This window comes from Paenibacillus timonensis (genome assembly GCF_022427145.1).
GTDB lineage: Bacteria > Bacillota > Bacilli > Paenibacillales > Paenibacillaceae > Fontibacillus > Fontibacillus timonensis.
Window position 1 is genome coordinate 25,194 of sequence record NZ_JAKSXN010000056.1, and the last position, 10,577, is coordinate 35,770.

A 10,577-nucleotide genomic window follows, 5' to 3' on the forward strand; every position below is an offset into this window, starting at 1 on the left:
ATTACGAGAGACATTGGATATAAGCCATCAGCTCCGCGATTCCTTGATACTGGATCAGAAGCTTTTGGTTTAGTTTCTCAAGGGCGATCTGCAAGGAACGGTCGATTTTGGAGAATCGCATTGCCTCCAGGTCATTCAGAATCTCCCGCAGGTTCTCGATATAATAAATCGTTTTGCGCAAACTGCTGATCACCAGGATCTTCCGCAATTCCGGTACGGAAAAGATGCGATACCCGTTCTCCGGGTGCCGTATCGAGGTGACTAGCCCCTCCTTTTCCCAATGACGAATCGCTGAGGGATTCACCCCCGCCAGCTCCGCCACCTTCCCGATCGTCATCGCTTCGGTCAGTTTCCGGTTCTTATAGGAACGGAAATCCGCTTCCCGAATCAGGGTTAACAGCTCTTCCACGCGCTGCTTCTCTTCCTGGACGAGATACAGTTGGTGATTTAACAGCCACAACGCCTCCGTGACGCTGCCCTGTTTGATGTTCCGCATCGCCTGATAGACTACGGGGATCTCGTAACCGGCCAACAACGACCGGATCGCAATAAACGCTTGGAGATGGGTCGTCGTATAGATTCTATGGTTGCCCGCCGTTCGCAAGACCTCCGGGATCAGCCCCTGTTCTTCGTATCTCCTTAACGTGGTTGTGCTTACGTTCAGCCGCTCCGCAATTTGTGCAGGCGTATAGGCCTCTTGCATCTGCCCACTCTCCCTAGTTAAAGTAAAACCTTCAAGTGCTACGTTAATGTCATGCCGCTAAAACCATCATAACACCGGGAAATCTCGGCTCCAAACCGAAAGATTGCATGAATGTTATATGCTGAAGGTATCACATGTAAAGGGAGCGATCTGAATGAATCCATTCAAGCTAGTCACCTTAGCCGACGGTTCGACGTTGGAAGTCGGCCTCACCGGGAAACCCGGCGGCAAAATCATCATGCTGCCTATAGCCAAAAAATCCGTCTCCGGCCATGAAGCGGAAAGTCTCATAATGTGGGGCGTCGACCCCGAGTTAGGCAAGCACTTCGTGGAAGGCTTGTCCGATCTCTTTCAGGTTCTGCATTTCGATTACGAAGGCCACCGGTTTCAACATCCCCTACCCGATCGTTTAACGCCGGATGCTATAGCGCTCGATTTCTTGCGCATCGCCGACGAAATGCGGGTCGAAACGTTCAGTTATTACGGCTATTCCTGGCTGGCGCTGGCCGGCCTGCAGCTGGCGATTCGGACAAACCGGCTGGAAAGTTTGGTCATGGGGGGATTTCCGCCTTATGAAGGACCTTACCGGGAAATGTTGACGGTCACCGCCAAAACCCATGAACAGGCGCTGCACCCCTCCCCGTCCCCTAAGGAATCAATGCAGGACTTCGGCAGCCCGGAAGAAATCGATTGGGAGCAGGTTCAAGTGGCACTCGATCCGAATCAAACGAAGCAATTTCTGACCCTGTACCAAAGCTTGTCCGATTTCGACGACACCTCCGTACAGCAGGAATTAACCCTGCCGAGGCTCGCCTTTGCCGGCGAAGCGGACCGAATCGAATACGGCGAGAATTTTGGGAACGTGACCGTCGATATCGCGGGGCGGTTACGCAAGAACGAACAAGCCTTACGCCGGCTCGGCTGGGATGTGGCGCTCTTACCGGGGAAGGATATGGACCACACGAAGGCCATGCAGCCCGAGACCGTGCTGCCTCTTATTAAGCCCTGGTTGGCCGCTACCTTGTTGAAATAATAAATAAAGAGCTAAGCACGGGTTTACGCTGCTTAGCTCTTTCAATCTAAGAATAGATAAAATTAGGATACCGAAACGGCTTGTTTGGTTTCCGATAATCCAAGGGCCTGCGCGGTTGCCTGATGAAGGGTACGGAATAGCTCCGGGTGCTCGCTCAGCGACAAGCCGTAGGAAGGGATCATCTCCTTGATCTTCGGCTTCCAGGCTTCGAGCTGCTGCGGGAAGCATTTCTCGATAACCTCCAGCATGACGTGGACCGCGGTCGAGGCCCCCGGGGAAGCACCAAGCAATGCGGCAATCGAGCCATCGGCGGCACTGACCACCTCGGTGCCGAATTGCAGCGTGCCTTTGCCGCCTTCCACCGTATCCTTGATGACTTGCACCCGCTGACCGGCGACGATCAGATCCCAATCCTCGCTCTTGGCCCCCGGGACAAAATCCCGCAATTCCTCCATGCGTTGTTCTTTGGACAACATGAGCTGTTGAACCAGGTATTTGGTTAACGACATCTCCTTCACCCCGGCCGCCAGCATCGTGAGAAGGTTATGCGGCTTGACGGAGGTGATGAGATCGAACATCGAGCCGGTCTTGAGGAACTTCGGCGAGAAGCCGGCAAACGGCCCGAACAAGAGCGCCTTCTGGTCGTCGATGAACCGGGTGTCCAGATGCGGAACGGACATCGGCGGAGCCCCGACCGAAGCTTTGCCGTAGACCTTGGCATGGTGCTGCCGGACGACTTCCGGGTTGTTGCACACCATAAACAGTCCGCTGACCGGAAAACCGCCGATCTGCTTTCCTTCCGGGATGCCGGATTTTTGCAATAAATGCAAGCTCCCGCCGCCGGCGCCGATGAAGACGAACTTGGCGGTATAGCGTTGGGTCACACCGCTGCTCAGGTCCTTCACTTTCAATTCCCATAACCCGTCCGGCGTCCGCTTCAGCTTCTTCACGCTATGCTTGTAGCGGATATCCACGTCCTGTTCCTTTAAATGATTCAGCAGCATCCGCGTTAAGGTTCCGAAGTTCACGTCCGTGCCCGAATCGATCTTCGTCGCGGCAATCGGCTCCTCGCCTTTCCGTTCCTTCATCATCAGCGGCACCCATTCCCTCAGCTTCCCCGGATCTTTGGAGAACTCCATCCCTTGGAACAGCGGGTGAGCGGATAAGGCTTCGTAACGTCTCTTCAAAAATTCGACGTTCTGCTCCCCGCGCACGTAACTCATATGAGGCAGCGGCATGATGAAATCCTGCGGATTTCGGATCCGTTGATGCTGAACCAGATAGGCCCAAAACTGCCTGGAAACCTGGAACTGTTCATTCACCTTAACCGCTTTGCTAATATCGACGGTTCCGTCCGGCCGCTCGGTGGTGTAATTCAATTCGCACAAAGCCGCATGACCGGTTCCCGCATTATTCCACTCGTTCGAGCTTTCCTCCCCTGCCCGGCCAAGTTGTTCAAACACCGTGATGTTCCAGTCCGGCGCCAATTCTTTCAGCAGGGTCCCCAACGTCGCACTCATAATTCCGGCACCAATCAAAATAACATCTGTACTTGTTTGTCCGTGATTCATGTTTACCGTCCCTTATGCCCTTATTTTGCTGAAAGGATGTAAGCGCTCTCGTTTTGCCCTCGCTTCATGTCTCGAGACGAGCCGGCCCACACCTTTTCCGTAAAAATTGCTTTGATTTTAGTGTATCAACAATACTGAGGGATTGAAATATTTATTTCTTAGATATTAATAATTGATTTTTTTAAGCCATCCAAAAAGAACTTATCGGGCACATCCCCCGCAATTATTCTTTTTCGATACATACATCCCATTTATTAATAAATATTTATTGATTATCGATAAAAAACATGATAAATTAACTTCGACACTAAACCTACGCGAGGTGCTATTTCGATATGAAACGTGAACAAGGCTCTACCCTTTTCTTAAGGGGTGTCGTTTTTCTGATGGGCATCGCGATCCTTGCCGTATGCGCGCTAGGGGTACCCACGATCGCCAAAGATTTGGTGGAGTATTATCCGCCATTCATCTACCTCACCCTGCTCATTCCCATGTACGCTTCGGCCATTCCTTTTTTCTTTGCGCTGTATCAGACGCTGAAGCTGTTAAGCTATATCGATAAGAATACCGCATTCTCCGAAGCCTCGGTGAAGGCTTTAAAGAGCATTAGAAACTGCGCGATCGCCATCTGCATCTTGTATGCGGTTATCTTGCCGATCCTGTTCATCATTGCGGAGAAGGACGATGCACCGGGGCTCGCCGCTCTCGGACTGGTCATCTGTTTCGCTTCCCTCGTCATCGCCGTCTTTGCGGCCGTGCTTCAAAGGCTCTTAAGAAATGCTATCGACATCAAATCGGAAAACGATTTAACGATCTGAGGTGAAGGAATCCCATGCCCGTAATCATCAACATTGACGTCATGCTGGCGAAACGGAAAATGAGCGTCACGGAGCTTTCGGAGAAGGTCGGCATCACGATGGCGAACCTCTCTATTTTGAAAAACGGGAAGGCCAAGGCCATTCGGTTCTCCACCCTGGAGGCGATATGCAAGGCCCTGGATTGTCAGCCCGGTGATATTATGGAGTACCGTAACGATGAGGAGTAGCCTAAGTCCATCTCTTAAAAAGGGGGAGTTGCGCGTGGGTAAACGACTCGGGCATGCCCTTCGGCAGTTGGTTCGCTTCGGCTGGCAACAGGCGTTATCCTGCGTGTTCCCCGTGGTGATTTTTGCCTCGCTGGCATTGACGCAGTTCCTTCCGCTGCCTTGGCTCCCCCGCTATGATTGGCTGCTGCTGATCTGCCTCGCCATGCAGGTCTGGATGGTGCGGTCCGGCCTCGAAACCCGCGACGAACTGAAGGTCATTACAGTCTTCCACTTGATCGGCCTGGCGCTGGAGATGTTCAAGGTCCACATGGGTTCTTGGGCGTATCCCGAGGAAGGCTGGACGAAAGTGAACGGCGTCCCCCTCTACAGCGGGTTCATGTATGCCAGCGTGGCCAGTTATCTGTGCCAAGCTTGGCGGCGCCTGAAGGTGGATCTGGTCCGCTTTCCCCCGCTCTGGCTGGTCGTCCCGCTGGCCGCCTCGATTTACCTGAATTTCTTCACCCACCATTATTGGATCGATGTTCGTTGGTGGTTGTCGGCGCTGGTGCTGCTCGTCTTCTGGCGCACCTGGGTCACCTACGAGGTAGGCGGCAAGACCTACCGGATGCCGTTATCCCTCTCCTTTGTGCTGATCGGCTTCTTTATCTGGGTCGCGGAAAATGTCGCCACGTTCTTCAGCGCCTGGAGATATCCGAACCAATCCGACGGCTGGCACCTCGTCCATCTCGGCAAGATCAGCTCCTGGCTTCTGCTCGTCATTATCAGCTTCCTGATCGTTGCGGCATTGAAGCGGGTGAAGGGTCGGCGAGAATAAGCAAAAGGCCATCCCAGCAGGATGGCCTTTCCCATTTAGCCCTTCTTCTTAACCGGTCGCAGTACGGCATACCCGTAACCTTCCGGGTAATGCCGTTGGTAGTCCTGTTTGATCTCCTCGTCCCATTCGAACCCCAAACGGCCGGGATCAAAGCTCCAAGCGGCCTCCTCCACCGTACTCATCACCGCTCCGTTATCCTTGAGGTAGTCGAAAGGCGGATGGAAGAACACCAGGTATTCCGACTCCGGGATCTCCCGGCATTCCATACCCTCCGGAATCGGCCCGTCATAATCCAGGGGAACCGGGATGCCGTACAAATACCCTTTTTGCCCATCCCGGTAAAACCACCCCGCCGTCTGCCCCAACTGCCCCTCCAGAGTATGGTTGGACATGCTCTCTAAGGTTCCGCTAACTTCGTCGCACGAGTGGCCGTTCCCCCAGAAATCCCCGTAGTTGGTGACGGCCAAATCCCAGATCCCGATAAACTTATGGGCCGGAATGAACTCGACTTTCATCTCCGCCGGCTTCAAGCGCACTTCGCTCATGTTATCCCGCTCCTTGATCCAATAGTGATAAGGCGAGAATACTTCCTGACGAATCGCTAAGGGAATGGGCCTTGGTTCCTTTTGGTAGGCTGCGGGGGTGAGCCGGAAAGCTTTTACGAACGCTCGGGTAAAAGCCTCCTGCGATGAAAATCCATACTTTACGGCGATATCCAGAACCCGCTGATCCGTGTCGCGGAGCTCCATGGCGGCACGGCTGACTCTTCGCGTCCAGATATAATCCCGCAAGGTCATCCCCGTATACTGGTTGAACTGTCTGGAGCAATAAAACGGGGAATACCCCAGCGCCTCCGACATCTTCAATAGAGACGTATCTTCCGAGATATGCGTCTCCACCCAGTCCACCATCCGTTGTACCGTCTCATTCCATTCGTACATGGAAGCCCTCCTCCTTTCACCCTGATCATATCACCGGAAAATTCCGTTCATTTGATTCGAGTTGCAAAGGTGGAGCCGCCGTTATTGATGGGTTTGCTCTAAAGGCGCGTGGGTTGCCTGGCCCTTACGCTTTCTTATCGCATGCAATACGAACAACAAAATGAACCACAACGGCGTCAGCAACAGGGCCGGACGGGTCTCCTCCGCAAACAGCATGATCAGCAAAATGGCCGCAAACATCACGAGGACCGCATAATTGACAAACGGCGTAAACGGCGCCTTAAACTTGGATTTGGCCTGCAGTTCCGGCCGCGTACGTTTATAACGAATATGGCACACGAGCACCACGCCCCACACCCAAATAAAGCAAATGGCACTAATCGTCGTCACGATGCCGAAAGCTTGCCCCGGAATCAGCTTGCTCAACAGCGCCCCTACGGAGATGACCAGCGTGGAAACCAGCAGCGCGTTCCCGGGCACATGGTTCTTGTTCAATTGGGCCATCCGGGAGGGAGCCTGATCGTTCTTGCTTAAGTTATACAGAATCCGGCTGGTCGAGAACATCCCGCTGTTGCAAGCAGAGGCGGCCGAAGTCAAGACGACGAAGTTAATGATCCCCGCGGCAATCGGAATGCCGACCAGACTAAACGTCTTCACGAACGGGCTCTCCGCCGGAGTCAGCCCCGTCCAAGGGTTAATGCATAAGAGGGCGACCAAGGCGCCAACGTAGAAGAATAAAATGCGCAGCGGAATTTTATTAATGGCCGACGGGATATTTTTCTCCGGATTGGACGTTTCTGCCGCCGACACCCCTACCAGCTCCACGCCGACATAGGCGAACACGACCATTTGGAAGGAGAGCAGGAAGCCTTGGATTCCGTTAGGAAAAAGGCCCCCATGTCCCCAAATGTTCTTTGCCGTCACGGTTCCCGCATCCGTTTTGAATCCGATGACCAGCAAAACGACTCCGAGGGCGATTAATACGAGAATCGTGACGACCTTGATTAAGGCAAACCAAAATTCCAATTCCCCGAAGTTTTTCACCGTCAATAGGTTAAGTCCCAGCAGAATGATCAAGCAGATGACCGCCGGAACCCATTGCGGGATATCGAACCAATACTGAACGTAGACCCCCACCGCAATCACATCGGCCATGGCCGTCATGATCCAGCAAAACCAATAGGTCCATCCGGTAACGAACGCCGCCCGCGGCCCAAGATAGTCTTCGGCAATGTCCGTAAACGATTGATAGCCGGCTTTGGACAACAGCAGCTCTCCCAGCGCCCTCATCACAAAAAACACGGCAATCCCCACAAGGAAATACGCAAAAATGATCGACGGCCCGGCCAGCTGAATCGCTTTGCCCGATCCGAGGAACAATCCCGTCCCAATCGTACCGCCGATGGCGATCAGCTGAACGTGCCGATTCGCTAAATCCCTCTTTAATTCCTGTTGTGCCATACTGATTCCCCCTTAAAGTCATGAGCTTCCTCATGTGAAATAATGAACAAACTGGGCATAAAAAAAGAGACTGGATGCCCTCCAATCTCCGGAACGTAAAAAGAATAAATAGGACTTGGCATACTAGGCGAATCGCCTGCCAAATCGACGTATTTATGCTCTTCTGTCCTTTTGCCTGAGATTGTGAACCCTTCGGCGCCGCGGATCCCGCGGTCTCTCCAGAAGCTGCTCCGGCTATAGTGTGATCCATAGCCATCATAGCTTGTGAATATTCGATTTTTTCAAATACTACTCCCTGATAATTGCTTTGTCAATAACAAGTGTTACCCAGTCCGGAGGATCTCTTGTGGCAAGAGACACGAAACTGGGACTATAATGATCATGGGGATAAAAGGTGCCCCTGGCAAAAAGGTTCGCACGGTTGTGTAGAAGGAGGATGACAGTGGGTCGAAAACAATCTTACTCCCATTCGGAGTTGTTGGATATTACCAAACGTTTGGTACTGGAGCACGGTTACGACGGGTTTAATCTCAAATTGCTCTCGCAGCACTTGCCCGGCGCACGAAGTACCATCTATCAATATTACGCCAATAAGGATGAGATCATCGCGGCCTGCATGAAACGCGTCATCGCGGCGATCCTCGAGAAGGCTGCCTCCCTTGACGAGTCCGATTCCATGCGAGCCCTCCAGGAGCTGCTCGGCATCTATCTCGAGGAGTTCCAGTTGCATCAGCTCTTAGGCGATGCTTACAAAATCAAAACAACGGCTTCGGATGCCGCGCGCAGGGATATTGAATATGTCGAGTCCGCGCACGACTTCCTTAAAGTCCAGCTGACCCGCCTGTTTCAGAAAGCACAGCAGGAGAAGCAGATCAGAGAAGACATTCCCCTCCCTGTACATGTCGGCGTGTTCTTCAATCTCATTAATACGCCGAATATGATGAACGTACCGGTTCCCGAGTGGAGCAAGATGTTGTTTCAAGTATGGATGGGCGGGGCCAAGAAGTAGAGGGGAAGCCCTTCCATATTTTAATTTTGACACTAGTGTCAAAATGGTGTTTAATCAAGATGGATGAAGTCGATGGGAGGTTGCATCCAATTCGACACTAGTGTCATAAATTTGGAGTAAGGAGTTGAACTACATGTTTTTGGCCCTGAGAGAAATGATGCATAGCAAGCTGAAATTTTTGATGATCGTCATTATTTTCGTCATGATGGCTTGGCTGGTTTTCATCCTGTCCGGTTTGGGGAACGGATTATCTTCGCTGGCGGCGTCAGCTTTTAAGAATATGAAAGCCGATTATGTGGTCTTCGAGCAAGGATCCCAGTCTTCCATGAGCAAATCCCTATTATCCGAGCAGTTGGTGGAAGAAGCCGAGAACCTGCCGAATGTCATGGCGGCGGCTCCCATGGGAAGCACAATGGCGACGGCCCTGAAAGGCGACAGCTCGAAAAATGAGGATAAGGTGGATATCGCTATCCTGGGAGTCCTCCCCGGCAGCTTCCTGGAGCCGGAGGTGACCGAGGGCGAGACGCTGTCGAGTGACCGCCCGACGGGCGTGATCGTCAACGATTCGATGAAGGAAGAAGGATTCAAACTCGGAGATACGTTCAAGCTGGACGGATCGTCGGAGGCATTGACGATTATGGGGTTTGTCGAGAATCAAACCTATAACCACCTTCCGGCTGTATTTATTCCGATGCCGGAATGGCGGAGCATTGCGTTCGCTGCGCCAGGCTCCGATAAAGGCATTGAAGAGCCGGTGAATGCCATCATGTTGCAGGGAGCAGAGATTGATCCGGATACGATCAGCGGCAAGCTTGCGAATACCGACACCGTTACGCGTGCGAAAGCAGTACAGGGCATGCCGGGTTATAAAGAAGAGAACGGCACGATTCTGATGATGCTGGCCTTCTTGTTCGTGATTTCCGCATTTGTGCTGGGCGTTTTCTTCTATGTCATGACGATGCAGAAAACGAATCAATTTGGCATTATGAAGGCGATCGGCGCAAGGAATGGATTTTTAAGCAAAGCGATTGTCTCTCAAGTGGTTGTTCTCTCGATCGTCAGCATTGTCATCGGGATTCTTCTGGCTTATGGGACCGCTGCCGTCATGCCGAAGGGGATGCCGTTTAAGCTCGAGAGCGAGCTTGTCGGGGTTTACTCCATTGTCCTATTGATGATTGCCCTATTTAGCTCTCTGGTGTCGGTCCTCAAAATCACAAAAATCGATCCGCTTCAAGCGCTCGGGAGGGTGGAATAATGACAACGGGGTTGGAGATCAGCAAGGTGTCGAAGTATTATGGCGAGGGAAGCAATAAGGTCACCGCGTTGGATCAGGTTTCGATCAATGTCGAACCCGGCGAATTCGTCGCCGTGGTGGGCCCGTCCGGATCGGGAAAAAGTACCTTTTTATCCATAGCCGGAGCGTTGCTCCAAGCTTCCGAAGGAGAAGTTCGTTTGAATGGACAGCCCATTTCGAAATTCTCCGATAAAGAGTTGTCCCGAATTCGATTGCAGGAAATCGGGTTTATGATGCAGTCCTCGAACTTGGTCCCTTATCTCAACGTTCTTGACCAACTGCTACTGGTCAAAAAGATGTCCGGGAGAATGAAAGCCGAGGATAAAGCCTTTGCCGTGCAACTGCTGGAGGAATTAGGGCTGGGAGCGAAGCTGACGAGCTTCCCGGATGAGCTGTCCGGCGGCGAGAAGCAGCGCACCGCGATTGCGCGGGCGTTAATGAACCATCCCAACGTGATTTTAGCCGATGAACCTACGGCCAGCCTAGATACCAAGCGAGCGCACGAGGTCGTCAATCTAATCTCGCAACAAGTGAAGACGCGCCGGATCGCAGCCATCATGGTCACCCACGATGAACGCATGCTTGATTACTGCGATAGGGTGTACCACATGGAGGACGGCAAGTTGAAGTTGGCCGAACTGGCGAAGTAATAAATCTGCGAGAAAGAGTTTCCAGTTCTCGATGGCCCGATTTCCTAGGCATACGA

11 protein-coding genes and 1 riboswitch are annotated in these 10,577 nt (G+C 52.5%); of the genes, 7 read left to right on the forward strand and 4 right to left on the reverse strand.

All coding sequences use genetic code 11. The features are described 5' to 3' along the window. Nucleotide 1 precedes the first annotated feature (1 nt). Entirely contained in the window at nt 2-703 is a 702-nt protein-coding gene (locus tag MJ257_RS19365) for a MerR family DNA-binding transcriptional regulator (RefSeq protein ID WP_240270791.1), read from the reverse strand. 154 nt (nt 704-857) lie between these two features. On the opposite strand from MJ257_RS19365, the gene MJ257_RS19370 reads away from it, so the two are divergent. Next, nucleotides 858-1,736 (forward strand): alpha/beta fold hydrolase, encoded by an 879-nt coding sequence (locus MJ257_RS19370; protein WP_240270792.1) that lies wholly within the window; start codon nt 858-860, stop codon nt 1,734-1,736. A 62-nt stretch (nt 1,737-1,798) separates the two neighbouring features. Here MJ257_RS19370 and MJ257_RS19375 read toward each other — a convergent pair whose 3' ends face one another. Continuing rightward, complete coding sequence (locus MJ257_RS19375) at nt 1,799-3,307, reverse strand: malate:quinone oxidoreductase (RefSeq protein WP_240270793.1); 1,509 nt, start codon at nt 3,305-3,307, stop codon at nt 1,799-1,801. A 335-nt stretch (nt 3,308-3,642) separates the two neighbouring features. On the opposite strand from MJ257_RS19375, the gene MJ257_RS19380 reads away from it, so the two are divergent. Genes MJ257_RS19380 through MJ257_RS19390 form a run of 3 tightly spaced genes read left to right on the forward strand, consistent with a single transcriptional unit; the run spans nt 3,643 to nt 5,166 of the window. Then, entirely contained in the window at nt 3,643-4,125 is a 483-nt protein-coding gene (locus tag MJ257_RS19380; protein WP_240270794.1) for a DUF2975 domain-containing protein, read from the forward strand. Nucleotides 4,126-4,139: 14 nt separating this feature from the next. Next, complete coding sequence (locus MJ257_RS19385; protein WP_178022174.1) at nt 4,140-4,352, forward strand: helix-turn-helix domain-containing protein; 213 nt, start codon at nt 4,140-4,142, stop codon at nt 4,350-4,352. After that, nucleotides 4,342-5,166 carry a DUF817 domain-containing protein gene (locus MJ257_RS19390; RefSeq protein WP_240270795.1) on the forward strand — a complete coding sequence of 275 codons (825 nt, stop codon included), beginning with the start codon at nt 4,342-4,344 and terminating at the stop codon, nt 5,164-5,166. The genes MJ257_RS19385 and MJ257_RS19390 overlap by 11 nt, the downstream gene beginning before the upstream one ends. A gap of 35 nt (nt 5,167-5,201) precedes the next feature. Here the strand turns inward: MJ257_RS19390 and MJ257_RS19395 are convergent, their stop codons facing one another. After that, nucleotides 5,202-6,107 (reverse strand): helix-turn-helix domain-containing protein, encoded by a 906-nt coding sequence (locus MJ257_RS19395; RefSeq protein ID WP_240270796.1) that lies wholly within the window; start codon nt 6,105-6,107, stop codon nt 5,202-5,204. Nucleotides 6,108-6,188: 81 nt separating this feature from the next. Next, nucleotides 6,189-7,568, reverse strand: a complete 1,380-nt coding sequence (locus tag MJ257_RS19400) for an amino acid permease (protein ID WP_240270797.1) — start codon at nt 7,566-7,568, stop codon at nt 6,189-6,191. A gap of 153 nt (nt 7,569-7,721) precedes the next feature. Beyond that, nucleotides 7,722-7,800, reverse strand: a riboswitch (glycine riboswitch). A gap of 210 nt (nt 7,801-8,010) precedes the next feature. On the opposite strand from MJ257_RS19400, the gene MJ257_RS19405 reads away from it, so the two are divergent. The 3 genes from MJ257_RS19405 (at nt 8,011) to MJ257_RS19415 (ending at nt 10,521) form a co-directional block, all read left to right on the forward strand. Further along, a complete protein-coding gene (locus MJ257_RS19405) occupies nt 8,011-8,577 on the forward strand; it encodes a TetR/AcrR family transcriptional regulator (RefSeq protein ID WP_372489855.1) in 567 nt (188 codons plus the stop codon). A gap of 133 nt (nt 8,578-8,710) precedes the next feature. Continuing rightward, nucleotides 8,711-9,832: an ABC transporter permease gene (locus MJ257_RS19410; RefSeq protein ID WP_240270799.1), complete on the forward strand. Its 1,122-nt coding sequence runs from the start codon at nt 8,711-8,713 to the stop codon at nt 9,830-9,832. Then, entirely contained in the window at nt 9,832-10,521 is a 690-nt protein-coding gene (locus MJ257_RS19415) for an ABC transporter ATP-binding protein (protein WP_240270800.1), read from the forward strand. Before MJ257_RS19410 ends, MJ257_RS19415 begins: the two co-directional genes overlap by 1 nt. The last annotated feature ends 56 nt before the right edge of the window (nt 10,522-10,577 follow it).

Bases quoted from the DNA above. Each gene is read 5' to 3' on its own strand.
- MJ257_RS19365 (WP_240270791.1), bottom strand. From the start codon at position 703: ATGCAAGAGGCCTATACGCCTGCACAAATTGCGGAGCGGCTGAACGTA.
- MJ257_RS19370 (WP_240270792.1), top strand. From the start codon at position 858: ATGAATCCATTCAAGCTAGTCACCTTAGCCGACGGTTCGACGTTGGAA.
- MJ257_RS19375 (WP_240270793.1), bottom strand. From the start codon at position 3,307: ATGAATCACGGACAAACAAGTACAGATGTTATTTTGATTGGTGCCGGA.
- MJ257_RS19380 (WP_240270794.1), top strand. From the start codon at position 3,643: ATGAAACGTGAACAAGGCTCTACCCTTTTCTTAAGGGGTGTCGTTTTT.
- MJ257_RS19385 (WP_178022174.1), top strand. From the start codon at position 4,140: ATGCCCGTAATCATCAACATTGACGTCATGCTGGCGAAACGGAAAATG.
- MJ257_RS19390 (WP_240270795.1), top strand. From the start codon at position 4,342: ATGAGGAGTAGCCTAAGTCCATCTCTTAAAAAGGGGGAGTTGCGCGTG.
- MJ257_RS19395 (WP_240270796.1), bottom strand. From the start codon at position 6,107: ATGTACGAATGGAATGAGACGGTACAACGGATGGTGGACTGGGTGGAG.
- MJ257_RS19400 (WP_240270797.1), bottom strand. From the start codon at position 7,568: ATGGCACAACAGGAATTAAAGAGGGATTTAGCGAATCGGCACGTTCAG.
- MJ257_RS19410 (WP_240270799.1), top strand. From the start codon at position 8,711: ATGTTTTTGGCCCTGAGAGAAATGATGCATAGCAAGCTGAAATTTTTG.
- MJ257_RS19415 (WP_240270800.1), top strand. From the start codon at position 9,832: ATGACAACGGGGTTGGAGATCAGCAAGGTGTCGAAGTATTATGGCGAG.